This window comes from Hymenobacter translucens (genome assembly GCF_020685205.1).
Lineage (GTDB): Bacteria > Bacteroidota > Bacteroidia > Cytophagales > Hymenobacteraceae > Hymenobacter > Hymenobacter translucens.
Genome location: NZ_JAJERB010000013.1, coordinates 1 through 26110 on the forward strand (window position 1 = coordinate 1; position 26110 = coordinate 26110).

The window sequence follows — 26110 nt, forward strand, 5'->3', positions numbered from 1 at the left end:
TGGCAGTGGTAGTCGATAATCGGCATCGACGACGCGTACTCATGGTAGAGCACCCGCGCCGTCTCGCTCTGCAACAGGAAATCTTCGTTGAGGAAGGGCTTCATAAGAATAGTTGTCCGTTGTTAGTTGTTAGTGGTCCGTTGCTAGCCGTTAGAACGACCTGACAACGGACAACGAGCAGCTGACAACTAGAGAGAAACGCCCCGCTTCCAGGGAATAAAGTCGGTCTGACCGTGACGGACGGCGGCTACTTCCTCGCCGCTGGCCACACGCACCACGTAGTCGAGAATCCGCTCGGCGGCCTGCTCAATGGTTTCTTCCCCGTCGATGACAGTGCCGGTGTTCACGTCAATGATGTCGGGCATGCGCTGGGCCAGGGCTGTGTTGCTGGAAATCTTCACCACCGGAGCAATGGGGTTGCCCGTAGGCGTGCCCAGGCCGGTCGTGAACAAGACCACGTTGGCGCCCGAACCCACCTCCGCCGTCGTCGACTCCACGTCGTTGCCGGGAGTGCAGAGCAGGTTCAGGCCGGGCTTGGTAACGGGCTCCGGGTAGTCGAGCACCTCTACTACCGGCGACGAGCCGCCTTTGCGGGCCGCGCCGGCCGACTTCATGGCATCGGTAATCAGACCGTCGCGGATGTTGCCGGGCGAGGGATTCATGTCGAAGCCCGAGCCTACTGCCACTGCGCTGTCGCCGTAAGCTTTCATCAGCGAGCTGAACCGCTCCGCCGTGGCGGTGTCTACCGAGCGTTCCACCAGCTCCTGCTCCACGCCGCACAGCTCCGGGAACTCAGCCAGAATCACGGAGCCGCCGAGGGCCACCATAATGTCGGACACGTGACCCAGGGCCGGGTTGGCCGAGATACCGGAGAAGCCGTCCGAGCCGCCGCACTCCAGGCCGATGGTCAGCTTGCTCAGGGGGGCGGGCTGACGCTGCTGCTGGTTGGCCAGCATCAGGCCGGCAAACGTCTGGCGCAGGGCCGTGCTCACCAGCGCTTCCTCGGTCCCGATCTTCTGCTGCTCGAGGATAAACAGGGGCTTGTCGAAGTTGGGGCTGCGCTTGTTGATTTCGTCCTGCAGCATGCTTACCTGCGCGTTCTGGCAGCCCAGGCTCAGCACCGTGGCGCCGGCCACGTTGGGGTGGGTGATGTAGCCCGCGAGCAGGCCGCATAGGGTCTGGGCGTCCTGGCGAATACCGCCGCAGCCGCCTTCGTGGCTCAGGAAGCGGATGCCGTCCACGTTGGGGAAAGGCTTGGGCCGCTGCTGGCTGGTTTCGGAGCTGTGCAGGTCGGTCTGCAGAATCTCTTCCACGGTCTTGCCGGCCTGCATCAGCTGAAGCAGCTCCTGGGTCTGGGGCTGGTAGCTTTTGCGGCGGGCGTAGCCCAGGTCATTTACCAGGGCCTCTTCGAGCACCTGGATGTTGCGGTTTTCGCAAAACACCAGTGGAATCACCAGCCAGTAGTTGGCGGTGCCCACTTTGCCGTCGGAGCGGTGGTAGCCCATGAAGGTTCGCTCTTTCCACTGCGTCACGTCGGGCGCGGTCCAGGAGGCGCGCCGCTCGCTGTGCTCGTCGTACGAGTCGGTGGCGTGCTGCATGTTGGCCGTGGTGAGCAGGCCGCCCACGCTGATGGGCAGGCGGGCCTTGCCGACCAGCACCCCATACATGTGCACCGGGTCGCCGGGAGCCAGAAACTGCAGGGCCAGCTTGTGCTTGGCCGGAATCTTCTCCGTGGTCGTCACCGTCACGCCGTCGTGGGTCACGGGCGTGCCGGCGGGCAGGTCGGTCAGGGCAACGAGGACGTTGTCCTGGGGGTGAATCTTGGCTACTAAGTGTTTCATTTTACCAGCGAAACGTTCTTGTTGATAATTCCGGCTAGGGTGGCCGGGGCGCCCTGGTCAAGAAGCTGCTGCAGGCAGGTCGTGACCTGCGCGGCAAAGCCCGGCAGGCGGGTCAGGTCGTGGCCCCACAGCGCCGTATTCTGCAGCACCGTCTGGGTCAGCTCCTCCGGGCTCAGGCGGCTCCAGAGCTCGGCGAAGTAGCCAGCCTTGTCGTCCTGAATCAGGTAAACCTTGCCGTCGACCTCGCCCTGAAACGTTTCGTCGGGCTGCGAAGTGCCCCGCATGAACCGCAGGTAGGCGGCAAAGCCCAGGGCGAAGTACTGGGGCACCGTGCCGTGCTGCTCGCAGTAGTGGAGCAGGGTCGGAATGGTGCGCATCTGCATCTTCATGGTTGCCTGCATGCTGATGGCCAGCCAGCGGTGCTCCAGGAAGGGGTTGCGGAACCGGTCGAGCACCTGCCCGCCGAACCGCTGTCCTACTCCCTCCTCTACCGGATACGGAATGCCGGGCAGCAGATCGGTCAGCATCAGATTCTCGATAAAGCCGGCCAGCTGCTCGTTTTCCATGGCCTGGCGCACGGTCTCGCAGCCGGCCAGGTAAGCCAGGGCAAAGCTGAGCGTGTGGGTGCCGTTGAGCAGACGCAGCTTCAGCTCCCGGAACAGGTTGATGTCGGGCTGAATAAAGATGCCGGGGTCGGCCTGGTGGAAGCTCAGCACCTTGCGCACGTGCTCGTCGCCCTCAATGGCCCACAGGCGGTAGGCCTCGGCCACGGTCAGCAGGTCGTCGGTGTAGCCAAGCTGGGTTTGCAGGCTGGCGTAGGTGGCAGCGTCGGGGCGGCCCGGCACGATGCGGTCGACCAGGGAGTTGCAGAAGTGGTTGGCGGCTTCGAGCCAGTCGATAAAGGCCGCACCGAGGTTGTTGCGGTGGGCCAGCTCCAGCACAATGGCCTCGAGCTTGGAGCCGTTGTCGGGCAGCAGCTCGGTGGGCACAATCACGAGGCCCTTGGTCTGGTCGCCGTCGAAGGCGTGGAAGCGGGCGTAGAGCACGGCCAGCAGCTTGCCCGGAAACGACTGAGGCGGAGTCAGCTCAATCGACTCGTTGACGAGCTGAATGCCGACTTCGGTGGTGTTGGAAACGACCACCTGCAGGTCGGGGCTGGCGGCGAAGTCGAGCACCTGCTGCCACTGGCTTTTGGCCGACAGCACCCGGCTGATAGCGGCGCATACAACGTTTTCCTCGACCGGCTGCCCGTCTTCCACCCCGCGGATGCAGAGCGTGTAGAGGCCGTCCTGCCGGTCGAATGCCGTGGCGTCGCCCCCGTCGGTACTTTTTACCACCACGATGCGGCCGTTGAAGACTCCCTGACGGTTGGCTTTGTCGATCAGGTAGTCGGGCAGGCCGCGCAGCAGCACGCCGGTGCCGAACTGCAGCACCTTCTCGGGCAGGGCCAGCAGCGCGGCATCGGGCATCGACACGGCGGGGCTTGCTGACTTGGTTACAACCTCTTTGGATAAGTAGCTCATCGTATGAACCTTGAAAAATCGTGCTTCCTGCTCCCCCTCATGCTTGACCGACGGCTCCTGGGAAGTCATTGAGCCGCCGCTTATTCCTGCTGAATGCTGCTAGCGCAGCTCGTAGATACCCACGGCATCCATGTCGGTGTACTCCTTGTTTTCGCCGGCCATGCCCCAGATAAAGGCGTAGTTGGCGGTGCCGCAGCCGGTGTGAATCGACCACGGGGGCGAGAGGATAGCCTGCTCGTTGCTCACCCACAGCGGGCGGGTTTCATTGGGCTCGCCCATCATGTGCAGCACCCGCTGGTTTTCAGGCAGGTTGAAGTACAGGTAGGCTTCCATGCGCCGGTCATGGGTGTGGCTGGGCATGGTGTTCCACACGTTGCCGGGCTTGAGCTGGGTCAGGCCCATCACGAGCTGACAGCTCTGAATACCCTCGGAGTAGATGTACTTGTAGATGGTCCGCTCGTTGGCCGTTTCCATCGTGCCCATCTCCACCGGCGTGGCCTCGGCCTGGGTGCGCCGGGTGGTGGGATAGTTGCGGTGAGCCGGAGCCGAGAGCAGGTAGAACCGGGCCGGGCTGTTGGCGTCCACGCTTCGGAACTCCACGGTTTTAGTGCCCTGACCGACGTACAGGCAGTCCTGGTTGCCGAGCTCGTAAGTCGTGCCGTCGGCTACCACCTGGCCCGCGCCGCCCACGTTGAGCACGCCCAGCTCCCGGCGCTCCAGGAAGTAGTCGGCTTTCAGCGAGGTGGGGCAGGGCAAGGTCAGCGCCTCCGCAGCCGGGGCGGCGCCGCCCACGATCATGCGGTCGTAGTGCGTGTAAGTCAGGCGGATTTCGCCGGCCACGAACAGGCGCTCAATCAGGTAGTTTTCCCGCAGCTGCTCGGAGTTCATAGCCGCCGTCTCGCGGGGGCTGCAGGCATATCGTTGTTCCATGTAGGTGAAGTCGTGTGGTTGTGAATTCGTGAAGAGCGGCAGGGTAGCAGATCAAAATGTCGGCTCAACGGGGCCCTGCTTCACCTTTACCGGCCCATCCAGCCGCCGTCGACGGTGAGGATGGTGCCGTGCACGTAGCTGCCGGCTTCGGAGGCCAGGAATACGGCCGGGCCCTTGAAGTCGTCGGGCTGGCCCCAGCGCCCGGCCGGGATGCGGCCCAGGATGCTGCTGCTGCGGTCGGGGTCGTTGCGCAGGGCCTCGGTGTTGTCGGTGGCGATGTAGCCGGGGGCAATGGCGTTCACGTTCACGCCCTTGCTGGCCCACTCGTTGGCCAGGGCTTTCACCAGAGAGCCGATGGCGCCCTTGCTGGCCGCGTAGCCCGGTACGGTGATGCCACCCTGAAACGTAAGCAGGGAAGCCGTGAAGATGATCTTGCCCGAGCCCTGGGTTAGCATCTGGCGGCCGATTTCGCGGGCCAGGCGGAAGGGCGCGTCCAGGTTGATAGTCAGCACCTCGTCCCAGAACTCGTCGGAGTGCTCGGCGGCGGGCTGGCGGCGGATGGTGCCGGCGTTGTTGATCAGGATGTCGATGCGGGGAAAGTCCTGCTGCACGCGCCGGATAAACGCATCGACCTGCTCGCGCTGGCTGAAGTCGGCCTGGTAGGCGGAGAAGGCGCGGCCGGTGGCGCGGACCAGCTCCTCGGTTTTGCTGCCGCTCAGCGCCAACGTGGCCGATACGCCGATGATGTCGGCGCCGGCCTCGGCCAGTCCCACGGCAATGGCTTGCCCGATACCGCGGTTGCAGCCCGTGACGAGGGCAATCTTACCGGCTAAGCTGAACAGGGGAGCAAGCGACATAGGGGAGGGTATTAGTGTACTTTTTTCAAGAAAAATCCCGGGCTGAAGCTGCTCAGCAAGCAGAATTGCCTTTGATAAGATTACAACCTGGCTCCCCCAAAAGGAAGAATATCATAATTTTTATTCGCGCAAACGTTATCGGGAACGTTGCCAAAAGCCGCCCCGGCAACATTTTGCGGGGCTTCATACGCCGAATTCAGAAATATGCGCTTACTATTGGCTTGCAAAACCCGCTTTCCCCGCTCTGCCTTATATTGCACTTTAACCTCCCGTCACATTGGATACCGTTACCATAAAGGATATTGCCCGGGCGCTGAACCTCTCAACGTCAACGGTTTCGCGGGCGCTGCGGGGCAGCTACGAAATCAACCCCGAAACCAAGCGGCTGGTGATGGAGTATGCCGAGCGGCTCAACTACCGGCCCAACCCGATTGCGCTTAGCCTGAAGGAAAACCGCAGCCGGGCCATCGGCGTCATCGTGCCCCAGATTGCCAACTACTACTTTTCCCAGGCCATCAACGGCATCGAGGCCATTGCCTACAACCGGGGCTACCACGTCATTATCTTTCAGACCCACGAGTCCTACGAGCGGGAAGTGGCCAACATGCAGCAGGCCGTGTCGCGCCGCGTCGACGGGCTGCTGATTTCGATGTCGAGCGAAACGTCCGACGTCACCCACCTTAAGGAGCTGCAGAAGCAGGGTATGCCCATCGTGCTGTTCGACCGGGTTTCGGCCGAAATGGAAAGCACCACCCAGATTGTAGCCGACAACTTCGGGGGCGCTTTTGCCGCCACCTCTCACCTGATTCAGACCGGGCGCCGCCGCATTGCTCACCTTACCATTCCGCCTTATCTGTCCATCACCCAGGAGCGCCTGGCCGGCTACCGGGCCGCCCTGGAGCAGTACGGCATTCCCTACGACGAAAACCTGGTCCGCTACGGCACCTTCGGCCCCGACGAGGCCGGCGCCATGGTCGACGACCTGATGGCCCTCTCACCCCGGCCCGATGCCTTCTTCACGGCCAGTGACCGGCTGGCTTTAGGCTGCCTGGCGGCGTTGCAGCAGCGCAACCTGGCTATTCCCGAGGAAGTGTCGCTGATTGGCTTTACCAACACCAACGTAGCCGAGCTGCTTTCACCCGCCATGAGTACCGTGGTGCAGCCCGCCCAGGAAATCGGGCAGATGGCTGCCGAGCGGCTGATTGAGCTCATTGAGCGCAAGCTCAAGGCCAGCCCCGCCGACGTGGTGCGCATTCCAACCAAAATGGTGGTACGTGCTTCCTCTACCCGCTCCCCTACCCTGCCGTAGTTCGGATGAAGGATAAGGGATAAAGGACCATTTCATTTTTCTATCATCCCTTATCCTTCATCTCTCATCGTTCTTCCTCTCCTTCCGCTCAGAAACAGAAAATGCCGGGTTGCAGCCCGGCATTTTCTGTTTTAGCTTTTTCCCACCCTGCCGGAGCAGGTCTTGGTGGTCAGCCACGTAAACGGGTAGCGCAAACCCTTCCCCGGCCGGTCCGCAGTGCCCAAACCAAGCACATCGCGCGGACCATCCTCACCCTAAGACCGGGGTCGGGTTTGCACTACTGATTAGCGTCCTGCCTGTTGCAGCAGCCAGGTCGCCAGCTCTTTTCCGGCCTGAAAATTCTCGTACTCCGCCGGAATCTTGCGGCCGTCGGTGTACTCGTTGTACAGCCACGGGTCGCCCACCGCAAACACGGTGCCCTTGCCGAATTTCGCCGAAGCCATGATTACGTTTTGTCCCTGCGAAACCACAGCTTTGGCCGGGGCTTTCAGGGTAAGCGGGGCCAGCTCCTTGATGTAAGCGGCTTTCGCGGTTTTGAACACCTCATTACCGACGGGCAGCGCCACCCGGCCCTGCTCGAACTGACTGCCCTTCACCATGTTCAGGTTCACGCTCTGGTACTGCAGACCGAAGGCCTTGGCCAGCTCGTTGAAGCGCGGAATCTCGCAGTTCGAGGTGTCGTTGGCCATCAGCATCAGCACCCCGCCATCCTTTACCCACTCCGTCAGCGCCTTGATGTCGGCGGCCTGCACGTAGTTGGGCTTCGGGGTTTCCTTTTTGGTGTCCGGATCCACGATGATGAGCACGTCGATTCCCTTCAGCGAAGCTTTGGTGGGCGCGGTGGGTACGGCTACCGTTTTGGCACCCAGGTCGCGGAACTGGGTGCCCCACAGCCAGAAGCCGCCGTGGGTGCGGTCTTCCCAGGTGTAGTGCCACTGCTCTTCCTGCCCCGTGATGCTGTTTTTGCGCAGCTCGTGGTTGAAGTAGTAGTCGAGGCCCACGGTTTTTGCTTTGCCCGGCAGCTGCCCGGCGGCAATTTCCATTTCCAGGCTGGCCATGATGAAGGGGCCTACCCCTTTCAGGTCGTTTACCCGCAGAGGCTCGGTCAGGTAGTACTCGAAGCTGCCGTCGCGGTAGGGCTTGCCGCCCAGGCCGCCTACGCTCACGGTCCCATTAAAGGCCAGGGCGCCGTCGGGCTTGGTTTCCACGAAGCTCTTTACCAGGCCGTCGTAGCCTTTGCGGGCGGTGGCGGCGTATTTCTGGTCGAGGTAGCCCATGCGGACGCCCTTCTGGAGGAAGTACACGAACATGCTGGACCCCGACGCCTCGGCGTAGTTGCCCTTGCGGCTGGCCTGGTCAACTACCAGAAACCAGTTGCCGGTTTTGGCGTCCTGGTACTTGGCCAGCACGGGCGCCAGGCGCTGCACGTACTTGATCAGGTTCTTGCGCTCAGGATGATTCTGCGGGAAATAGTCGAGCACATCGACCAGCGCCATGGCGTACCAGCCCATGCCCCGGTCCCAGAAGTTGGGGCTCTGGCCGGTGGTTTTGTTGGCCCACTGCTGCTCCCGGCTTTCGTCATAGCCGTGGTACATCAGCCCCGTTTTCGGATCAACGAGGTTTTTCTCAATCAGCGCGAACTGCTTGGCAATGTCGTCGAAGCCGGCGGGCTGGTTCATCACGGCGCTGTACTCAGCATAGAAGGGCTCGGCCATGTACAGGCCGTCGAGCCACATCTGGTTCGGGTACACCTTCTTGTGCCAGAAGCCCCCGGCCTTGGTACGGGGCTGCCCTTCGAGCTGCTTGCGCAGAAGTTGGGCGGCCTTTACGTACTTCTGCTGGGCATTGGCGCTGCCCAACGAAAGCTGACTCATCAGCAGCAGGGAATGGCCGGTCGTGAGGTTGTCGAGGTTGTAGTCCTCGATCTTGTAGGTTCGGATAGTGCCGTCGGGCCGCACGAACTGGTCGAGGTCCTGCTGGATGTAGGTGTAGTACTTGGCGTCGCCGGTGCGCTGCCACACCCGCTCCAGGGCTTTCAGCATCAGGCCCTGCTCGTAGTCCCAGCGGGCGGTTTTGCGGTTGCCGATCAGGATGGAGTCGGGATGCCAGCTGATAAAGGCATCGGCCATGCGCTGCGACAGAGGGCGGGCCGGCGGGGCGGTCTGGGCCTGGGTGGCCGGAGCCAGCAGCACCAGGCCCAGCAGCAGTCGGAGGATTTTCTTCACGGCTCTTAGCGCTGGGAAATGGTTACGGTTTTCTTCGAGACTTTGTCGCCAAACTCGACGTCCTTCTTGGCGGCTTTGGTGTCGGTGTTGCTCAGCTTCACGTCCTTGGCCCGGTCGCCGGTCACGCGCATCAGCAGCGTAGCGCCGGGCGTGTACTTGATGCCGTCGAGGGTGATGTTCTGGCTGTTCTGCACTTCCATAACCGGCATGGTTTCCTGGCTGAGCAGGGTCACGTTCTTGAGGCGGATGCCGTCGGCTTCGATGCACACGAGGCCTTTCTTGCTTTGCAGCACGGCGTTTTCGATGGTGATGTCCTTCACGGGCATCTCGGGCAGGCCGCGCAGCATGATGGCCGTTTCGGCGCCGTCGCAGGTCACGTTCTTGATGCTGATGCTGCGGAACTGGGGCGTGCCCTCGTTCTTGGGCTCAGCCCTGATGACGGGCGGGGCCGTCGACTCGCCGGCCAGCGGCACGGGGTCCTTGGCCATGTAGTACAGGTCGAAGATAATGGCCTGGCCCACGATGTCCTTCATGGTGATGTTGTCGATGAAGATGTTCTCGACCACGCCGCCCCGGCCCCGGGCCGCCTTGAAGCGCAGGCCCACGTCGGTGCCCATAAAGGAGACGTTGGAAACGTAGATGTTGCGGGCCCCGCCCGACATTTCCGAGCCAATGACAAAGCCGCCGTGGCCGTGGTACACCTTGCTGTCGCGGATGATGAAGTTCTCGGTGGGCATGCCCCGCTTGCGGCCCTGCTCGTCGCGGCCGCTCTTGATGCAGATGGCGTCGTCGCCCACGTCAAACGTGCAGCCTTCCACGATGCCGTTCTTGCAGGACTCCAGGTCCAGGGCGTCGGTATTCTGCCCGTACTCGGGGTTGAGCACCGTCACGTTGCGCACGGTGATATCCTCGCTCATCAGCGGGTGCAGGCTCCAGGCGGGGGAGTTCTGGAAGGTCGGGCCTTCCAGCAGCAGGCGCTGGCAGTGGTCCAGAACCAGCATATCGGGCCGCAGGAAGTCCTTGATGTGCTCGAAGTCCTTGGTATCCTGACCCGGCTTGAGGTAAAATGCCTCCGGAATAGTGGAGCCTTTCAGGGCCTGGGCCGAGGGATACCAGGTGTCTTTCTTCTCGTTGGTAACGCCGGTTTCGATCAGGCGCTTCCACTGGGTTTCGGTGAGCTTGCTTTTCTTGACCGGCCGCCAGGCGGCACCGTTGCCGTCGAATACGCCCGGACCGGTGATGGCAATGTTCTGGAGGTCCTTACCGTAGATCAGGGCCTGGTTGCGCACAGCCGCCACGCCTTCCCAGCTGGTTTTGATCAGGTGGTAGTCGGCAAAGTTCCTGGTGAACTGCACGAAGGCACCCTTGGTCACGTGCAGGTTCACGTTGGAGCGCATCTCGATGGGGCCGGTCAGCCAGTGGCCGCGGGGCACCAGCACCACGCCCCCGCCGGCTTTGCTGCTGGCGTCGATGGCCTGCTGAATGGCGGTGGTGTTTTTGGTTAGGCCGTCGGCCACGGCCCCGAACTTGACGATGGAAATCGTGTCTTTCCGGAACGAGGGGGTTTTCACCACCGGCAGGGCCGGGGCGGCGGCCAGGGCCGGCAGCTGGGTGAGCAGGGCCCCGAGGGTCAGGCCGGCCAGGGAAGCAAATCGTTTCATAAGCAAAGGAAGGAAGCGGCGTCGGGTGGGACGAATGAGCGGAGGTCAGGGCAAAACCGCGGCCAGCTTTCCGGGAAGCTCACTTTCCTTGCTACGAAACGTAGGGAATTTGATTTTCACGGGATTCCGGCCTTGGGCAACATGCCTGCTGACTTGGGTTAAACCACTAGTAAGCTCCGTAATTCCGGCCAATTCTGCCCGTTTTTCTATGCAAACGTTACCGGGAACGATGTCAAACCCCACTATTAATCGTTTTTAACTTCTTCCGATATACGCTGCCGGCAACCGGGAGCTGAACGGCTCCGCCGGGTCCAGATAAAAGGGCCCGGCATTCAATTGTACTATTCCTGCTGAAGCCCACAGCTGACCCACCCTACTTACGCCGGGGCTTACCTGCCAGCTGGCCTGAACAACCCTTCTGCGGGCACTTAGCTCAACCTTTTGCAGCCGGCGGCAGTAACAGCAAAACCGGCCGCGTAGCCGGCCCGCACCCTACCCTTCTTTCTCAAAGCCATGAAAAATCTTCGTCTGTACCTGCTGCCCTTCCTTCTGATTCTCCTCACGTTCAGCGTCAGCAGCTGCGACGTCGTGGGCGGCATTTTCAAAGCAGGAGCTTATACGGCCTTGATCGGCGTGTTCGTGCTGGTGCTCCTACTCTACTTCCTGGTGCGCAAGATGCGCCGCTAGTCCCTCGTGAATCCTTCTGTGGCTGCTGGTCAGTCAATAAAAAAGGCCCTGCAAGCAGGGCCTTTTTTATTGACTGTAGCGGAATGTACCGGTTAAGCCCGACGGCGGGGCATTGTGCCAAATACGTGGTCCCAGATGGTGCTCGACACGCCGTAAGCGGCTCCTTCCTGGCTGTAGTGGTGCATGGCATGGTGGTGCCAGAGCAGCTTCAGGAAGTTTTTGGGCGGGGCGTACATGTGCATGATGTAATGCACGAACAGGTAGATGGCGTAGCCGAATACAAAGCCGGCCAGCACCCCGAAAGCGGCGTGCCCAAAGGTGAAGCGGAAGATGAAGAACAGCACGGACGTAACGAAAACCGTCAGGATAGGCGGCATGGCCAGCCGGGTTTTGTCTTTCGGGTATTCGTGGTGCACGCCGTGCATGGTGTACTGAAACTTAGCCCGGGCCGGCGTGGTGGGGGCAATGTGGTAGATGTAGCGGTGAGCCAGGTACTCGGCCAGCGTGAACAGCAGGAGCCCGCCCACGAACAGCCCAAAGGCCGAAAAGCCAACGATAAAGCCCCGGGTAAGCCCGTAGTACAGGCTGATGACGGCCGTCAGCAGGAAGATGGAAACCGGGAGGGCAATGTGGGTATGCGTGAGCCGCTCCAGCACCGGGTTCTGAAAAAGCTGGGCCGACCCTTTGTGCTTAGGCTTCACGGGCGCTACACTGGGCGAAGGGCTGGTGGGGGCGGAAGGCGAAGGGGCAGTGGAGACTGGATTCATGCAAAGGACGTCTGGTCAGAAACAAAAGTAGGTACAAGCGCGCAAACCCTGTACCAAAAGACCTGCCGCCCAATGGTTAGCCGGTGGTCCGGTAGCGTAACAACAGCCTCTCGACTGCTTCAACGCTGCATACGGGGAAGGAGCACCGCAGGGGAGCCCGCTCATAAAACTGCCGCCGGGCAGCGAAGGTTTCACGGAGCCGGTCTTCCGGGTTGGCGGCATTCAGTAACGGCCGGCTGCCCGCGCTCAGGCTAACCCGCCGGGTTAGCTCCGCCACCGGTACCTCCAGGTATAACGCCGTGCCCTCGCGCAGCAGCACCTCCAGGTTCTGATGAAAGCAGGGAGTGCCACCGCCGGTAGCCAGCACCAGATCGGGCAGTTCGGCAACCAGCCGGCGTAGCACGTCGGCTTCCCGCTGCCGGAAGTAAGCCTCTCCCTCCTCGGCAAAAATAGCGGCTACCGTCCGGCCTTCCTCCCGGATAATCTCCTCGTCAAGGTCGCGGAAAGGCCAGCCCAGGTGCGCCGCCAGGTCCCGGCCGAGCGTGGTTTTGCCGGCCCCGGGCATTCCGATTAAAAACAGGCGGCCGGTTGTCATAGGATCAGGAGCGGATAAGCTGAAAATGGCCCCCAGTGGCGCTGAGTGGCGGTCGGATCTGCTGTTAGCCCAACTTCACCCGCGGGTCCAGCATGGCGTAAAGTACGTCCACGACGATGTTGACCAGCACAAACAGAAAGGCAATAAAGATAGTGGCGCCCATCACGACCGGAAAGTCGAGGTTTTCCACGGCCTTGAGCGTGACGGTGCCCAGGCCCTTCCAATTGAAGATGTACTCGATAAAGAAGGCGCCGGCCATCAGCGACGCCAGCCAGCCCGATACCGCCGTAATAACCGGGTTTAGCGCGTTTTTCAGCGCGTGCCCCACTACCGTGCGGTAGCCCGACAGCCCCTTGGCCCTAGCCGTGCGGATGTAGTCCTGGCTGAGCACGTCGAGCATGGAGCTGCGGGTAAGCTGGGTGATGACGGCCAGGGGACGGATGCCGAGGGCAAAAGCCGGCAGCAGCAGGTTGCGCAGCACCAGGTGGCGGCCGCTGAACGGGTCGGTTTCAAACAGCTGCCCGGTCAGGTTCAGGCCGGTCCACCGGCTCCAGTAGAAGCCAAACGTCATGGCAATGAGGATGCCGGCCACGAACGACGGTACCGAAATACCCAGCACGGAGGTCGTAATCAGGGTGCGGTCAAGCCAGGAATGAGGCTTCAGGGCCGCCACGATGCCGAACAGAATGCCGAGGGTAGCGGCCAGCAGCATAGCGGCCAGTGCCAGCCACAGCGTGCCGGTGAAATGGTCCATCAGGATGCTGAGCACGTCCTTGTTGCTTTGAAACGAGCGGCGCAGATAGGGCGTCTTCAGCACCAGGGCCTTTTCGCCCAGCGGCAGCACCGTGAGGCCGCCGTACTTGGCCGTTCCGGCCGAGTCGCGGGCGTGCAGACCCAGGGGCGACACGTCGTTCAGGTAGCTGGCCAGCTGCACGGGCAGGGGCTGGTCGAGGCCCAGGTCGGCGGCAATGGCGGCGCGGGTAGCCAGGTCGGAGCGTTGACCGGCCAGCAGCGCCACTGGGTCGCCGGGCAGCACGTTGAACAGAAAGAATACCGTGAGGGCCACCCCCATCAGCACCAGCACACCCTGCAGCAGGCGGCGCAGCAGAAAAGAAAGCATGGGTTTTAGTTCTTAGGATCTTCGGGACTTAGGGCTTAGGCTTCGTTCTGAACGACAGGTTAGCAAGGTAATCGGACAAATCCGGCCGTGCAGGCTAGGTTGGACGACTAAGACCTAAGCCCTAAGTCCCTGAGACCTATAATAACTCCTCCAGCTTGGCGCGGTCGGGAATGTCGTGGTAATGGAACTTGCCTTTCACCACGCCGTCTTTGAGCAGGATAAAGCCCGGGTTGGAGCGAATCATGGACTTGAGCACCGTGGCATCGGCGTAGTAGAACGGGGCCGACAGGTTGACCTCGTGCCGGAACGCATCAAACTCATTGGGGCTGCTGCTGGTCACGACTACCGGGGTAATCTTTTTGCGCGACGAGTCGGCCGACTGGAACAGGGCGTTGATTTTGTCGAACCGGTCCCGGTCGGTTTTGTCGGTGTTCTGCACGATGAGCACGAGGCGGTTGCCCTTCAGGATTTCCTGGGTGAAGTCCCCCGTGTCGTTCCAGATCCGGAAATCGGTGATTTTGGGGCCGTCCTCGGGATTCAGGGCCACCATCTGCTTGTACTTCCAGGTGGTGTCGGTGGGGTACTCGGTGAACTCCTTGCTTTCCCCGTTCTTTTCCATCACGTACTTGAACCGCAGCGGGGCGACCGGCTTCATCAGCTTGCCGATGTCGTTGCCGACCTTGTAGGGCAGGAAGTCGAAGTACGGCAGGTGGCCCAGGGCGTACACCCCGATGCCAATGGCCACGGCGGTAGCCACGGTCATGTACATCACGCCCAGCGTGCCCTTGGCAAACACCCGGCGCAGGTAGCGCTGATTCAGGAATACGACCAGCCACAAACCCAGCAGCACCAGGTCTTTGCTGAACGACTGCCAGGGCGTGAGCTTGATAAAGTCGCCGAAGCATCCGCAGTCGGTGACCTTGTTGAAGAAGGCCGAGTAGAACGTGAGGAAGGCAAAAAACACGAGCAGGGCCAGCAGGGTCCAGAGCGTCTTGCGCAGGTGCCAGCGCAGCAGCAAAGCCACCCCCAGAATCACCTCCAGGGAGCTGAGCAGGATGGAAATCAGGCGGGCGCTGCTGTGGAAAACCATGAAGAACGAGCCGAAGTCCTGGGAGAAGACCTCGAAATACTCTTCCAGCTTGAGCGCCGTGCCGATGGGGTCGTTGAGCTTGACCAGCCCGGAAAAGATAAAGACGATGCCCAGCAGGGCCCAGCAGATGCGGGTGAAGGTTCTCATACGGCCTTTAAACAGCGGATTCAGAATCAGGTTGCGGCATGGTCTGCGCGGCGCCGCGCTTTATCAGGGCAAACACCGCGTAGTTGAGCATGTCGCGGTAGTTGGCCTCCACGCCTTCCGACACGGTGGTTTGTCCGCCCAGGTCTTCGATCTGCTTGGTGCGGTGCAGCTTCATCAGGATGATGTCGGTAATGCTTTCGACCCGCATCTGCCGCCAGGCTTCGCCGTAGTCGTGGTTTTTCGCAAACAGCAGCTCCCGGTTGGCGGCCACTTCGGCGTCGTAGGCGGCGGCTACCTCCTCGGCGGGCAGCTCCAGGGGCGTATTGGCGGGCAGGCGGGCCTGCATCAGCGCAATCACGCAGTAGTTGATGATGGCCACAAACTCCTCGTCCACGCCATCGGCGACGAGCTGCCGGCCTTTTTCCTGAATCGAGCGGATGCGCTGGGCCTTGATGTAGATCTGGTCGGTAACGGACGGCAGCCGCAGGATGCGCCAGGCCGTGCCGTAGTCGTGGGTTTTGGCCAGAAACAGCTGCCGGCACTGGCCCAGGATGTGGTCGTATTCGTGCTGGGTTTGGTTTCGCAAGATTTTGAGGCTATTTTGTTGGGGCTTGGGGTCCTGGATAGTTGGGGTCTTGGATTTTAGATTCCGGAAGAGTGGGTTTCCGGGAGCTTAAATTTTAAAATCATAAGACGACAAAAAAACGACTGGCAACTACCACCCTGTTTCTTTGTCCTTCCAGGCGCACGAGCGGCAAGGACGAGCTGAGCCGGTAAATCTAACACCGAAGCCGTTGGGTTATCCAAAATCCAAGACCTCTATAATTCAGGCCCCATGAAAACGCAAGATACGTGCTTTTTCCCGACGCAAACCCTGCTTTGTCCAGGTGGCCGCGTCCTGGATCTGCGCCGGCCGCAGGTCATGGGCATCCTTAACCTGACCCCCGATTCCTTTTTCGCGGGCAGCCGCATCGGCACTGCTGACGAGCTGCTGCGCCGGGCCGAAGCCATGCTCACCGCCGGGGCCGCCCTCCTCGACCTAGGGGCCTACTCGTCTCGTCCGGGCGCCGAGCACATCAGCGAAGACGAGGAAAAGCGCCGCCTGCTGCCGGCCGTGGAAGCCGTGCGCCGCGCCTTTCCGCATGCCTTTCTTTCCGCCGACACCTTCCGGGCTACCGTTGCTGCCGAGGCCGTAGCCGCCGGTGCCGACCTGGTTAACGACATTAGCGGGGGCACCCTGGACGAGTCTATGTTCGCCACCGTGGGCCGGCTGCGGGTGCCCTACGTGCTGATGCACATGCGCGGCACGCCCCAGAACATGACCAAGCACACCGACTACGCCGACGACATCGTGCTGGAGCTAGTGCGCTACTTCCGCGACAAGCTGGCGTTGCTGCGGGCCGCGGGCGTGGTCGACGTGGTGCTGGACCCGGGCTTCGGCTTTGCTAAAACCGCAGCCCAGAGCCACGAGCTGCTACGGCGCCTGCCCGAGCTCCGGGTGCTGGGCTTGCCCATCCTGGCCGGCCTGTCCCGGAAGTCGATGGTGTACAAGCCCCTGGGCCTGACTCCGGACGCCGCCCTGACCGGCACGGTGGCCGTCAATACGATGGCGCTGCTCAACGGGGCCGCAATTTTGCGCGTACACGACGTTGCCGAAGCCGTGCAGACCATCCGGCTGGTGCATCCACCCTTTTCAGCTCCTTCTCCGTGACCGGCTTCTTCTCCATCGGCTTCCTGCGCATCGGCTGGATCGATGTGATAGACGTCGTGCTGGTCACGGTGCTCTTCTATCAGCTCTATAAGCTGCTGACGGGCAGCGTAGCGCTGAAGATTTTTTTGGGGCTGATGTCGGTGTACCTGCTCTACCTGGTGGTAAAGGCTGCCGGCATGGAGCTGCTGACCACCATCCTGGGGCAGTTCATGAGCGTGGGCGTGCTGGCCAGCATCATCTTGTTTCAGCAGGAAATCCGTCGCTTTCTGCTTACCATCGGCAAAGCCACGGCCTTCGACCGGATGCGGGTGTTCAACTGGCGGCGCGAAGCCCCGGCTTCCCGGCTGAGCGTCACGCCCTTCGTGGAAGCGGCGAAAAGCCTGGCCGGCAAGAATACCGGGGCTCTCATTGCCTTTGCCCAAAGCACCGACCTGAGCTTTTATGCCGAGTCCGGCGACCTGATTGACGCCGTCGTCAGCAAGCGGCTGCTGATGTCCATCTTCAATAAAACCAGCCCCCTGCACGACGGTGCCGTTATCATCGTCGACAACCGCATCAAGGCCGCCCGCTGCATTCTGCCCGTAAGCGAAAACCCCGACGTGCCGGCCTCGCTTGGCCTGCGTCACCGCGCCGCCATCGGCCTCACCGAAGTCACCGACGCGGTGGTGCTGGTGGTAAGCGAGGAAACCGGGCAGATTTCCCTGGTTCGGGGCGGCGAGGTTTTCCGCAACCTGTCGTCGTCGGACCTGCGGACCCGGCTCAACGAGATGCTGTCCGACACAATCCGCACGGCGGCGCCGGCCTCGTCGGCCACCTCCGCGGAGAGCATCGTGGCAGCTTAACCAGGGCGGGCAGTCATCAACAGCAGGCAAGATAGTCCGCTCGGCAAGACGTTCTAACCAACGCAAAAGCCCCGGCGGATCAGGTCCGCCGGGGCTTTTTGACGCTAAATTCTTCCAGCTCAAACCTACGGGGTATTCGTCACGACCTGCCCGGCTTCGGGCTGCTGGGCCGAGCGGTCCTTGAGCGTGCCCAGTTCCCGGCCGACTTCGATAAACGCCTTGATGGCCTTGTCGAGGTGGGCGCGGGTGTGGGCCGCGGAAAGCTGCACCCGGATGCGGGCCTGACCTTTGGGAACCACGGGGAAGTAGAAACCCACTACGTAAATGCCTTTGTCGAGCATCCTGGCGGCAAACTCCTGGGCCAGGCGCGCGTCGTAGAGCATTACAGGCACGATGGGGTGCTCCCCGGGCTTGATGTCGAAGCCGGCGTCGGTCATCTTTTCCCGGAAGTACTTGGTGTTTTCCTCAAGCTGGTCGCGCAGCTTCGTGCTTTCGGTCAGCAGGTCGAGCACGCGGATGGAGGCGCCCACGATGGCCGGGGCCAGGGTGTTGGAGAACAGGTAAGGGCGGCTGCGCTGCCGCAGCATCTCAATGATTTCCTTGCGGCCCGACGTAAAGCCGCCCATGGCGCCACCCAGGGCCTTGCCCAGGGTGCCGGTGATGATGTCGACCCGGCCCATCACGTTCCGGTATTCGTGGGTGCCCCGGCCGGTTTTGCCCAGGAAGCCCATCGAGTGGCACTCGTCAATCATGACCAGCGCCGCGTACTGCTCGGCCAGGTCGCAGATCTTGTCGAGCTGGGCGATGGTGCCATCCATGGAGAATGAGCCGTCCGTCACGATGATGCGGTGGCGGGTGCCCTTGGCCTGGGCGTCCTGCAGCTGCTGCTCCAGGTCGGCCATGTCGTTGTGGTTGTAGCGGTAGCGCTGGGCCTTGCACAGGCGCACGCCGTCGATGATGGAGGCGTGGTTAAGCGCGTCGGAGATGATGGCGTCCTGCTCGTTGAACAAGGGCTCGAACACGCCGCCGTTGGCATCGAAGGCAGCAGCATAGAGGATAGTGTCCTCGGTGCCCAGAAACTCGGCCAGTTTGCGCTCCAGCTCTTTGTGAATGTCCTGGGTGCCGCAGATAAAGCGCACGCTCGACATGCCATAGCCGTGGGTATCGATGGCGTTCTTAGCTGCTTTGATCACCTCGGGGTGGGACGAGAGACCCAGGTAGTTGTTGGCGCAGAAGTTCAGCACCTCCCCGGCCTCCGAGGTTTCGATTTCGGCGCCCTGGGGCGAGGTAATTACCCGCTCTTTCTTGAACAGGCCATTGTCTTTGATTTCCTGAAGCTGTTTTTCCAGGTCAGGCTGAAGGGTGGTGTACATAGCGGGAAAGATGAGGGGCCGGGAAATGAGTAGAGCTACAAGGTACGGTCCCCAAAAGATATTGTCGGCGCGGACCAGCAGCACCGTCGACCAACTCAATCCAAATCAGGCAGTTGAATTTGAATGGCACCCTCACCCCGCCTACTTCACCTGCAGCCGGATCCAGTCCCGGATGGTTTCCAGGGCCAGGGGCGAAATAATAGGCTGGAGCTGACCGGTTACCAGCGGCCAGTCGGAGGAGGGGGCCTGAAACTGATGGTTTACGCCCGGCAGCTTCCGCACCTGTACCTTTTTGTTGGCCTTCAGCGCCTTCTCCAGCGGGGGCAGGTTGGCCGCCAGGGCCACTTCAACGTCCTGTTCGCCGTGCAGCAGCAGCACGGGGCACTTCACCTTGGCCAGCTCCGGGGTTGGGTCGAAGTCGAGGTAGGACCGGTACCAGGGCGTAAGCAGCAGGCCGGCAGTGGTCTGCAGACGCTCCAGGGGCAGGTCGGGATTTGACTGCCGCAGCATATTTACGACAATGGGCTCCGCCTGGCTGTTGTCAGGCATCTGACGGATAATCTCAAACATGGCCAGCTGGCGGCGGGAAGCAGCTTCGATGCGCTTCTGAGCGGCATTACGCGCCCGAATCTGCTGCTGGGCAATGGCGGTTTGAATCTGAGCGGAGTTGGCGCCCTCGGCACGCATTCTCTCGGCCTCCTTCCGCAGCTCCAGCTCGGCCAGCTGCTGGCGGCGGGCGTAGCCCTCCCGGGTCGTGTCGGCTTCTCCGGCCCGGCGCAGGCTAAGCTGCTGCCGCGCCAGCAACTCCCGGCCTACCACGCCGGAGGCTGCCATCGTAATCACAAAAGCCGGCGACAATGCCTGGGCCGCGGTCAGCAGGGCTACATTGCCGCCTTCGCCATGTCCCAGGAGGCCCACCCGGTTTGCATCGATTTCTGATCTGGTCCGCATGTAGTTCACCGCAGCCTGGACATCCTTTACCCGGTCGGCCGTGGTGGCGGTTGTATTGTCCCCGCCTGAGCGGCCCACGCCCCGGTCGTCGAAGCGCAGCACCGCAATGCCTTCCAGGGTCATGTAGTCGGCAATGGCGGCAAACGGGCGGTAGGCCCCGAGGCTGGCATCCCAGTCCTGGGCGCCCATGTCCGAAAGCAGAACCACCGCCGGAAAGGGGCCTTTGCCCGTCGGAATCGTCAGCTTGGCCGAAAACCGAATGTTGTCAACGGTGTTGGTGAAGAAGACCACTTCTTCCCGGTACCCGGCGGGCCGGCTTCCCGAAGACTGGGCGAGCACGTCAGCCGGACAGCCCGTCAGCAGCAGGCTACCCAGTAAGAACAGTCGGAAGAACGTACGCATAATCGGAAAAGCGAAGCCGGCCCGGTGTGAAAGCCGCCCCCCGAATATAAGCTAGGGCAGCAAAACCTGGTCGATCAGGTGAACAACCCCGTTGGTGCAGAGGATATCGGGGATGACCATGTTGGCCGGGATGGTGTTGTTCACGCCCCGCAACGTCAGGGTGCCGTCGGTGAACGGGCCAATCCGAACCGGCTGCGCCGGACCGCCCAGAGAGGCAACCGACGTATTTTCGGGCAGTTCCGAGGTGAACCTGCCGCCGTCGGCTACCACGTGGTTGAGCAGAATGTTCGTCACGGTGGCCTTGGACAGCTTGCGGATGTCGGCGGGCGTTTCCAGCGTCATCGTGGGCGTGCTCAGGGCCCGGAACAGGTTTTTGAAGGCCGCATCGGTGGGCGCGTACACCGTGAAGGAGGGGCTGCCGGTTGAGGCGGTCAGGGCCGGAACCAGGTCGCAGTAGACCAGGGCCTCCACCAGGTAAGTCAGTTCGGGCTGCACGAACACTTTGGAAGTCTGCAGCGCCAGCGCCGACTGCACGATGTCGGCTCCGGTGGCCAGCATCACCTTGTCGATGGCATGAACGGTGCCGTTGGCTGCTTTGATATCCGTCGCCAGAACCCGGGAGCCGTTCACGTACAGCACGTTGTTGCGGGTGATAAACCGCCGCGGGGGGCCCAGCAGAGAGGGTGCCGTGGTGCCCGGGGTGAGGTAGTCGCCCACCAAGCTGCCGTTCGAGGTATGATACAGCAGGGTCTGGGTCAGGAAGGGCTGCTGCAAAACCAGCAGGTCCGATGCGCTACGCAGGCCCAGCCGGGCAAAAGCCGCGTTGTTCGGGGCAAACACAGTGAAGTTGCCACTGGGGTCATTGCGGTTTTTCTCGGTCAGCGTACCGACCAGGCCACCCCGGACGGCGGCGTCTTCCAGCACGCTGAAGTCGGGGTTGGCGACGGCAATGCCGGCAATGGAAGCGTCCAGCTCGTCGCGCTTGTCGCAGCTGCTTATGGTCAGGGCCAGGGCCAGCAGCAGGGGTAAACTTCTTTTCATGGTTCGGGGATTGGAGCCGGGCGGTCTTGATCAAAGGGGATTTTTCCTGGAACCTGACAAACGATTCAACAATAAATCCGGATTTAGGTTAGAAAAATAAATCCGCTTCGCAAGGGCTCCCGTAGGTTGGCCGCTGACTGCCTGATTTATCGCCTTAACTGTTGCTCAACGCCTTGCCTGCATGAAACACGCCTACACACTTGCACTTCTTTCGTCTTTGCTGGGCCTTGCGGCCGGCCGTACGCAGGCACAGAGCCTGGTGTCGGGCTTCATGATGGGCAAGGGCCACGGCACCGCCGTAATTTCCGGCACCGTGGAAGGCTACCGGAAGGTTTTCCTGGTGCCGGCCAATGCCGAGGAAGTCCCGATCTTTAAGGAAATCCGGGTTTCGTCGCTTAACCTCTACAGCACCTACGGCGTCACTGACCAGATCGACCTGGTGGTGAGCGTGCCGTATATCCGCTCGGAGGGGCAGTTCAACGCCGTGGGCTTTACCAAGAGCCGCGCCGACCTGCAGGATATCACCGGCCTGCTTAAGTTCAAGTCCTACTCCACCCAGGTCGGCAACAGCATCCTGGATCTGCTGGGCGTGGTCAGCGTGAGCACGCCGCTGAGCAACTACAAGAACGAGCAGGGGCTGGACTACATCATTGCCATCGGCAACCGGGCCACCAAGCTCAGCACCGTGGGCGTGGCTCACCTCAAAACCACCTCGGGCGTGTTTCTGACCGGGCAGGCCGGCTACAGCTACCGCACCGGCCCGGTGCCGGATGCGTTTATTGCCGAAACCAAGGTGGGCTATGCCGGCCGCAAGATCTACGCCGACGCCTATGCCTCGTTTCAGGAGTCAAGCAGCTCGGGCACCGACATCCTGCGCCCGGGCTTCAACGACTTCTTTCCCGCCACCCGCGTCGATTACGTGCGCCTGGGAGCCAGCGTGTTCCGCCCGTTGGCAAAGGGCATCGGCCTTTCGCTGGGCGCGACGTCCTACGTTTCGGGCCGCAACGTGGGCAAGTCCACGGGCTACTCGGCCGGCATCACGTATAATTTTTAGGTCTTAGAACTTAGGGCCTTAGGTCTTGGATTTGTAAATACGGGACCAAAAGCTAGCTTGAGGCCCAACGCCTCAGGGGCGCCTGAAGAATTCCTGCACGCCCTGCTGGCCGCTGTCCATGAGCTGCTGCTTCTGGGCGTCGGATACGCGCTTGATGCGGGGGTTGAAGCCTTTGGTGCTGATGCTGATGGTCCGCGCCCAGTCTTCGGGCCGGGGCGGATTCAGATTTTCGATGGCCACGGTGTAGAGTGCCCCCACGTAGGACGGGAAGTTGGTGATGGTGTAGGGAGCCAGCTGCTGCCGCCCGCCCGGCCGCACGTCGTAGGCAATCTGCTCGGGCCGGTCGAGGCGCAAACCCAGGGTTTCCGGGTTGCTCCAATGGCCGCCGGCCGGGGCCGTGCCCGCGGGCAGAAAGCGCGGCTGGTCGAACAGGTCGATCGGGTAGTTAGCCAGCAGGCCGCCATCGACCAGCACATCCACCGCCTGATTCTTCGCCGGCTTTTTCACGACCTGCCCCTGCTCGTCGAGCAGCACGGCCCGGAAGTACAGCGGGATGCTCATCGAGATGCGCACGGCATCAGCCACGCGCAGCCGGGGGTGGGTTTCGTAGCTGATAACTTCGAGGCGCTGCTTGGTGAGGTTGGTGCCCGTGACGTACAGGTCGCGCCCTTGCCCTTTCCCGGCCCGGGCGTGCAGTTCGGCCAGGGTGAGGTTGGGGTTGCCGGTCTTGCGGCCCACCAGCTCGCTCAGGTAGCGGGCAAACTCGTCGCCCCGGTACCAGCCGTACTGCTTGAGCACCCGGGTGCTGCCGCCCACGAAGATGAAGCGGCCATCGTTGAGGCGCTGCACCGGCGTGCTGTTCACGATGCTGATAATCTCGCTGGCGGAGTAGCCCACCGCCAGCAGGGCCGCCTGAATGGCGCCCGCCGAGGTGCCGCCCACGCGCTGGATGCCGGCCAGCACCCCTTGCTGCTCCAGTTCCTGCAGCGCGCCGCCGTAAGCAATGCCCCGGATGCCCCCGCCTTCCATCACGAGGTTGCGGTAGCGCACCGGCGGCTGGGCCCGGCTCAGCAGGGGCAGCAGCAAAAGCAGGCAAGTCAGAAAGCGAAGTTTACTCATGAGGCGAAGGGCAGATAGCTGGTGGCCGTTGGCTTTCTCGATAACCGCCGGCCCGTAAAGGTTGCAGGTTCGCCGCTATCCGTCGGCAACCCGTAGCGAACAGCCAAAACCGGGTTGTTTGCGTACGCGGGAAGCCAGGCAGCCGCCAACGCCGGTAAAGGTTCGTCCGGTATCTTTACCTTCCCATTCCCACCCGTCCTTCCCTTTCCCACAACATGCAGACAACTCCCAGCGACACTATTCTCGTCATCGGCGCCGGCGGCCAGCTTGGCCTGGAACTCACCCACGAACTGCGCCAGCGCTACGGCGCTTCCAACGTGGTGGCGGCCGACGTGCGGCCTCCGAAAGACGAGGCCACGCAGGAATCCGGCCCGTTTGAGCTGCTCGACGTGCTGGACAAGAACCGCCTGGAAGAAGTCGTGCGCCGCTACAAGCCCAAGCAGATCTATCACCTGGCCGCTTTGCTCTCGGCCACGGCTGAGAAGAATCCCAAGTTTGGCTGGCAGCTCAACATGGATGGCCTGTTTCACGTGCTCGATGCGGCCGTGGACCTGGGCGTGCAGCAGGTGTACTGGCCCAGCTCCATTGCCGTTTTCGGCCCCGACACGCCCCGCGCCAACACGCCCCAGCTTACGGTGATGAACCCCAACACAGTGTACGGCATCAGCAAGCTGGCCGGGGAGCAGTGGTGCGAGTGGTACTTCCGCAAGCACGGCCTCGACGTGCGCAGCCTGCGCTATCCCGGCCTGATCGGCTACAAGAGCCTGCCCGGGGGCGGCACCACCGACTACGCCGTCGACATTTACCACAAGGCCGTGACCGGGCAGCGCTACGAGTGTTTCCTGCAGGAAAACACTTACCTGCCCATGATGTACATGCCCGACGCGCTCAAGGCCACCCTGGACCTGATGCACGCCCCGGCCGACCAGATCAACATCCGCTCGTCCTACAACCTGGGCGCCATGAGCTTTAGCCCGGCCGAGGTGACGGCCAGCATCCGGCGCCACTACCCCGATTTTCAGGTTTCCTACCAGCCCGACTCCCGCCAGCAGATTGCCGACTCCTGGCCCGCCAGCATCGACGACACCGCGGCCCGGCAGCAGTGGAGCTGGCAGCCCGACTACGACCTGGACCGCATGACCGATGATATGCTGGTAAACCTGAAGCAGCAGCTGACGGTTTCGGTGTAGCACCGGATAAAATCTTACTCAGTCAAACGGAGCCCCGCCCTACCGCGGGGCTCTTTTTGGTTATGCCTGGAGAGCTAACCCGGCCCAACTCAATGCGTACCTGATTCCGAACCCCGACCCATGATTGTAAACCCGACTCCCGACGGCTGGCAGGTAATCTACCAGCAGGCCCACGCCCTGCTGGCGGCCCAGCTGGCTTGGCACTGGCTCCCCTTTGGCCCCACCGACCGGTGGGTGGGCCTGCTGGCCGCCATTGCCCAGCACGACGACGAGCAGCGGCAGTGGGACGGGCACTATGGTCTCACGCCCGCCGGGGCGCCGGCCAACTTCACCATGAAGGAATTCTCGCTGGAGCAGGCTACCGGCGTAATGAAGGCCGCCCGGTTTCAGGGGCAGTGGCGCAGCCTCCTCACGAGCATGCACATGAGCTTTCTGTACGAAAGCCTACGGGGCCAGAAAAAGCAAACCGACGCCTTCCTCGACGAGCAGCTGGCCGGACAGGAGAAATGGCGCAAGGCGCTGGGGCTGTCGAAAAAGGAAGCCCGGCAGGCCTACGACCTGATGCAGTGGTGCGACCGGCTTTCCCTGATTCTGTGCCGGCAGGAGCTGCCCGAAATGGGTCGGGCCCTGGAAATCAGCGCCGGACCCGACGGGCGGCGCTACGACGTGGTGCGGGTCACCCCGGATGCCCCGGTTACGGTGGCCCCCTGGCCCTTCGCCTTCCCCTCGTTTACCGTCAGCGTGGAAGCCAGTGAGCTGCACCAGCTGCAGTTCAGCACCGACAAAGAGCTGGCCGCCGCCCTGAAGGATGCCCCGATCCGGATTCTGCGCTGGGAGTTCCGGCAGGAATAAAAGCTACTTCAGCCTGTTGACCGGGGTGGTGCTGGTCATCACGCCGGCCGGCGGGGCATCGAGCACGGCAATGTCGTCGAGGCGGGCGGCGCGGCTGGCCCGGCTGCGGTCGGCGGCCAGCAGCAGGGTGCCGTGGGGCTGGTAGTCGCCCCACTTGCTCCGGAAAGCCGGCTCCGTATTGGTGGCTTTGTCGAAGTAGGCCCATTCCTCCACCAGCCCGCTTTTGCGGCCTACCAGTACCTCGTAGCGGTTGTCAGGCGTCACGCCCACGTTTTTAAAGGTGAGCTGCAGCACGTGCGCCGGCGCACCGGCCTGGGTCTGCCCCAGGCCCTTGTAACCCAGCGTTACGCCCGAATCCTTGAGCTTGAAGGGCATCAGCAGCCAGTAGGAGTTGTTGATCCAGATGGGGTACATCCGGTCCAGCACTTTTTTGCCGGCCGGGGTAGCGCTGATGTCCTGCCCCCGGCTGTACACCTTGCCCTCCCGGCTGTTCAGGTTGTAGTTGGCCACCAGGGTGTCTTTTTCCCAGTGAAAGTCCCCGGTATACTTGTCCCATACCTGGTACTGCCCCCCGAAAAAGCTCCAGGCAAACACCCGCGCCTTTTCCCAGGCGGGGTAGCCGCCCATGCGCAGCATCACGGTATCAGCCACGGCTACGGCCCGGGGGTCGGAACCGGTCAGGTCGAAGCCGGCGGCGGGCGGGTAGGCAATGGCGGTGCTACGGCCGGGACCGGAGGTACGGCAGCCGGCCAGCAGGCCCAGCAGCGCAATAAGGGAAAGCAGATTTTTCATCAACAAGAGAAAATTAGCCGGCGGACGGAGT

At 62.1% G+C, this 26110-nt stretch carries 24 protein-coding genes; 7 read left to right on the forward strand and 17 right to left on the reverse strand.

The features are described 5' to 3' along the window. From LJY25_RS20345 to kduD, 5 genes are all read right to left on the reverse strand, one after another. On the reverse strand, positions 1 to 104 hold a 104-nt coding region (locus tag LJY25_RS20345; RefSeq protein ID WP_227610388.1), incomplete at its 3' end, for a glucuronate isomerase. 84 nt (positions 105 to 188) lie between these two features. Continuing rightward, complete coding sequence (locus tag LJY25_RS20350) at positions 189 to 1841, reverse strand: UxaA family hydrolase (protein ID WP_227610309.1); 1653 nt, start codon at positions 1839 to 1841, stop codon at positions 189 to 191. Next, on the reverse strand, positions 1838 to 3364 hold the full coding sequence (locus LJY25_RS20355) for a tagaturonate reductase (protein ID WP_227610310.1): 1527 nt from the start codon (positions 3362 to 3364) through the stop codon (positions 1838 to 1840). Before LJY25_RS20355 ends, LJY25_RS20350 begins: the two co-directional genes overlap by 4 nt. A 99-nt stretch (positions 3365 to 3463) precedes the next feature. After that, positions 3464 to 4294, reverse strand: a complete 831-nt coding sequence (gene kduI, locus LJY25_RS20360) for a 5-dehydro-4-deoxy-D-glucuronate isomerase (RefSeq protein ID WP_227610311.1) — start codon at positions 4292 to 4294, stop codon at positions 3464 to 3466. A gap of 86 nt (positions 4295 to 4380) precedes the next feature. Further along, on the reverse strand, positions 4381 to 5151 hold the full coding sequence (kduD, locus tag LJY25_RS20365; protein ID WP_227610312.1) for a 2-dehydro-3-deoxy-D-gluconate 5-dehydrogenase KduD: 771 nt from the start codon (positions 5149 to 5151) through the stop codon (positions 4381 to 4383). 277 nt (positions 5152 to 5428) lie between these two features. Here kduD and LJY25_RS20370 point away from each other — a divergent pair, with 277 nt between their 5' ends. Beyond that, a complete protein-coding gene (locus LJY25_RS20370) occupies positions 5429 to 6460 on the forward strand; it encodes a LacI family DNA-binding transcriptional regulator (RefSeq protein WP_227610313.1) in 1032 nt (343 codons plus the stop codon). A gap of 284 nt (positions 6461 to 6744) precedes the next feature. Here LJY25_RS20370 and LJY25_RS20375 read toward each other — a convergent pair whose 3' ends face one another. Then, positions 6745 to 8589 (reverse strand): glycoside hydrolase family 88 protein, encoded by a 1845-nt coding sequence (locus LJY25_RS20375; protein WP_227610389.1) that lies wholly within the window; start codon positions 8587 to 8589, stop codon positions 6745 to 6747. A gap of 101 nt (positions 8590 to 8690) precedes the next feature. Next, positions 8691 to 10346, reverse strand: a complete 1656-nt coding sequence (locus LJY25_RS20380; protein ID WP_227610314.1) for a glycoside hydrolase family 28 protein — start codon at positions 10344 to 10346, stop codon at positions 8691 to 8693. Between the two features lie 513 nt (positions 10347 to 10859). Here LJY25_RS20380 and LJY25_RS20385 point away from each other — a divergent pair. Further along, entirely contained in the window at positions 10860 to 11033 is a 174-nt protein-coding gene (locus tag LJY25_RS20385; protein ID WP_227610315.1) for a hypothetical protein, read from the forward strand. A gap of 92 nt (positions 11034 to 11125) precedes the next feature. On the opposite strand, the gene LJY25_RS20390 is transcribed toward LJY25_RS20385, so the two are convergent. The 5 genes from LJY25_RS20390 to LJY25_RS20410 all read right to left on the reverse strand — a co-directional run bounded on the left by LJY25_RS20390 (position 11126) and on the right by LJY25_RS20410 (position 15338). Next, positions 11126 to 11800: a sterol desaturase family protein gene (locus LJY25_RS20390; protein ID WP_227610316.1), complete on the reverse strand. Its 675-nt coding sequence runs from the start codon at positions 11798 to 11800 to the stop codon at positions 11126 to 11128. A gap of 76 nt (positions 11801 to 11876) precedes the next feature. Next, the gene (locus tag LJY25_RS20395) at positions 11877 to 12395 is read right to left on the reverse strand and encodes a shikimate kinase (RefSeq protein ID WP_227610317.1); all 519 of its coding nucleotides are present in this window, start codon (positions 12393 to 12395) and stop codon (positions 11877 to 11879) included. A gap of 64 nt (positions 12396 to 12459) precedes the next feature. Next, entirely contained in the window at positions 12460 to 13515 is a 1056-nt protein-coding gene (locus LJY25_RS20400) for an ABC transporter permease (RefSeq protein ID WP_227610318.1), read from the reverse strand. Positions 13516 to 13651: 136 nt separating this feature from the next. Further along, positions 13652 to 14752: a BT_3928 family protein gene (locus LJY25_RS20405; RefSeq protein WP_227610319.1), complete on the reverse strand. Its 1101-nt coding sequence runs from the start codon at positions 14750 to 14752 to the stop codon at positions 13652 to 13654. 7 nt (positions 14753 to 14759) lie between these two features. Continuing rightward, complete coding sequence (locus tag LJY25_RS20410) at positions 14760 to 15338, reverse strand: DUF1599 domain-containing protein (protein WP_227610320.1); 579 nt, start codon at positions 15336 to 15338, stop codon at positions 14760 to 14762. 249 nt (positions 15339 to 15587) lie between these two features. On the opposite strand from LJY25_RS20410, the gene folP reads away from it, so the two are divergent. Both folP and cdaA read left to right on the forward strand, forming a co-directional pair. Next, complete coding sequence (gene folP, locus LJY25_RS20415; RefSeq protein WP_227610321.1) at positions 15588 to 16463, forward strand: dihydropteroate synthase; 876 nt, start codon at positions 15588 to 15590, stop codon at positions 16461 to 16463. Next, positions 16460 to 17305 carry a diadenylate cyclase CdaA gene (cdaA, locus tag LJY25_RS20420; RefSeq protein WP_227610322.1) on the forward strand — a complete coding sequence of 282 codons (846 nt, stop codon included), beginning with the start codon at positions 16460 to 16462 and terminating at the stop codon, positions 17303 to 17305. Before folP ends, cdaA begins: the two co-directional genes overlap by 4 nt. A gap of 125 nt (positions 17306 to 17430) precedes the next feature. Here cdaA and kbl read toward each other — a convergent pair whose 3' ends face one another. From kbl to LJY25_RS20435, 3 genes are all read right to left on the reverse strand, one after another. Continuing rightward, positions 17431 to 18678: a glycine C-acetyltransferase gene (gene kbl, locus LJY25_RS20425; protein ID WP_227610323.1), complete on the reverse strand. Its 1248-nt coding sequence runs from the start codon at positions 18676 to 18678 to the stop codon at positions 17431 to 17433. A 141-nt stretch (positions 18679 to 18819) separates the two neighbouring features. After that, positions 18820 to 20031 (reverse strand): alpha/beta hydrolase, encoded by a 1212-nt coding sequence (locus tag LJY25_RS20430; protein ID WP_227610324.1) that lies wholly within the window; start codon positions 20029 to 20031, stop codon positions 18820 to 18822. 51 nt (positions 20032 to 20082) lie between these two features. Continuing rightward, a complete protein-coding gene (locus LJY25_RS20435; RefSeq protein WP_227610325.1) occupies positions 20083 to 21072 on the reverse strand; it encodes a fasciclin domain-containing protein in 990 nt (329 codons plus the stop codon). Positions 21073 to 21253: 181 nt separating this feature from the next. Between LJY25_RS20435 and LJY25_RS20440 the strand changes: the two genes are divergently transcribed. Beyond that, positions 21254 to 22126, forward strand: a complete 873-nt coding sequence (locus LJY25_RS20440) for a hypothetical protein (protein ID WP_227610326.1) — start codon at positions 21254 to 21256, stop codon at positions 22124 to 22126. Between the two features lie 72 nt (positions 22127 to 22198). On the opposite strand, the gene LJY25_RS20445 is transcribed toward LJY25_RS20440, so the two are convergent. Beyond that, positions 22199 to 23245, reverse strand: coding sequence for a patatin-like phospholipase family protein (locus LJY25_RS20445; protein ID WP_317206621.1), 1047 nt, complete (start codon positions 23243 to 23245; stop codon positions 22199 to 22201). A gap of 215 nt (positions 23246 to 23460) precedes the next feature. Between LJY25_RS20445 and LJY25_RS20450 the strand changes: the two genes are divergently transcribed. Together LJY25_RS20450 and LJY25_RS20455 are read left to right on the forward strand one after the other, a co-directional pair. After that, positions 23461 to 24435, forward strand: a complete 975-nt coding sequence (locus tag LJY25_RS20450) for an NAD-dependent epimerase/dehydratase family protein (protein WP_227610327.1) — start codon at positions 23461 to 23463, stop codon at positions 24433 to 24435. A 120-nt stretch (positions 24436 to 24555) separates the two neighbouring features. After that, positions 24556 to 25287: a DUF3891 family protein gene (locus tag LJY25_RS20455; RefSeq protein WP_227610328.1), complete on the forward strand. Its 732-nt coding sequence runs from the start codon at positions 24556 to 24558 to the stop codon at positions 25285 to 25287. Between the two features lie 3 nt (positions 25288 to 25290). On the opposite strand, the gene LJY25_RS20460 is transcribed toward LJY25_RS20455, so the two are convergent. Beyond that, on the reverse strand, positions 25291 to 26079 hold the full coding sequence (locus tag LJY25_RS20460) for a hypothetical protein (RefSeq protein ID WP_227610329.1): 789 nt from the start codon (positions 26077 to 26079) through the stop codon (positions 25291 to 25293). Positions 26080 to 26110 lie beyond the last annotated feature (31 nt).

Excerpts from the sequence above, each read along its gene's own strand:
- LJY25_RS20350 (WP_227610309.1), bottom strand. The coding sequence starts at position 1,841 with ATGAAACACTTAGTAGCCAAGATTCACCCCCAGGACAACGTCCTCGTT.
- LJY25_RS20355 (WP_227610310.1), bottom strand. The coding sequence starts at position 3,364 with ATGAGCTACTTATCCAAAGAGGTTGTAACCAAGTCAGCAAGCCCCGCC.
- kduI (WP_227610311.1), bottom strand. The coding sequence starts at position 4,294 with ATGGAACAACGATATGCCTGCAGCCCCCGCGAGACGGCGGCTATGAAC.
- kduD (WP_227610312.1), bottom strand. The coding sequence starts at position 5,151 with ATGTCGCTTGCTCCCCTGTTCAGCTTAGCCGGTAAGATTGCCCTCGTC.
- LJY25_RS20375 (WP_227610389.1), bottom strand. The coding sequence starts at position 8,589 with ATGGCCGATGCCTTTATCAGCTGGCATCCCGACTCCATCCTGATCGGC.
- LJY25_RS20380 (WP_227610314.1), bottom strand. The coding sequence starts at position 10,346 with ATGAAACGATTTGCTTCCCTGGCCGGCCTGACCCTCGGGGCCCTGCTC.
- LJY25_RS20385 (WP_227610315.1), top strand. The coding sequence starts at position 10,860 with ATGAAAAATCTTCGTCTGTACCTGCTGCCCTTCCTTCTGATTCTCCTC.
- LJY25_RS20390 (WP_227610316.1), bottom strand. The coding sequence starts at position 11,800 with ATGAATCCAGTCTCCACTGCCCCTTCGCCTTCCGCCCCCACCAGCCCT.
- LJY25_RS20395 (WP_227610317.1), bottom strand. The coding sequence starts at position 12,395 with ATGACAACCGGCCGCCTGTTTTTAATCGGAATGCCCGGGGCCGGCAAA.
- LJY25_RS20400 (WP_227610318.1), bottom strand. The coding sequence starts at position 13,515 with ATGCTTTCTTTTCTGCTGCGCCGCCTGCTGCAGGGTGTGCTGGTGCTG.
- LJY25_RS20405 (WP_227610319.1), bottom strand. The coding sequence starts at position 14,752 with ATGAGAACCTTCACCCGCATCTGCTGGGCCCTGCTGGGCATCGTCTTT.
- folP (WP_227610321.1), top strand. The coding sequence starts at position 15,588 with ATGAAAACGCAAGATACGTGCTTTTTCCCGACGCAAACCCTGCTTTGT.
- kbl (WP_227610323.1), bottom strand. The coding sequence starts at position 18,678 with ATGTACACCACCCTTCAGCCTGACCTGGAAAAACAGCTTCAGGAAATC.
- LJY25_RS20430 (WP_227610324.1), bottom strand. The coding sequence starts at position 20,031 with ATGCGTACGTTCTTCCGACTGTTCTTACTGGGTAGCCTGCTGCTGACG.
- LJY25_RS20435 (WP_227610325.1), bottom strand. The coding sequence starts at position 21,072 with ATGAAAAGAAGTTTACCCCTGCTGCTGGCCCTGGCCCTGACCATAAGC.
- LJY25_RS20440 (WP_227610326.1), top strand. The coding sequence starts at position 21,254 with ATGAAACACGCCTACACACTTGCACTTCTTTCGTCTTTGCTGGGCCTT.
- LJY25_RS20445 (WP_317206621.1), bottom strand. The coding sequence starts at position 23,245 with ATGAGTAAACTTCGCTTTCTGACTTGCCTGCTTTTGCTGCTGCCCCTG.
- LJY25_RS20450 (WP_227610327.1), top strand. The coding sequence starts at position 23,461 with ATGCAGACAACTCCCAGCGACACTATTCTCGTCATCGGCGCCGGCGGC.
- LJY25_RS20455 (WP_227610328.1), top strand. The coding sequence starts at position 24,556 with ATGATTGTAAACCCGACTCCCGACGGCTGGCAGGTAATCTACCAGCAG.
- LJY25_RS20460 (WP_227610329.1), bottom strand. The coding sequence starts at position 26,079 with ATGAAAAATCTGCTTTCCCTTATTGCGCTGCTGGGCCTGCTGGCCGGC.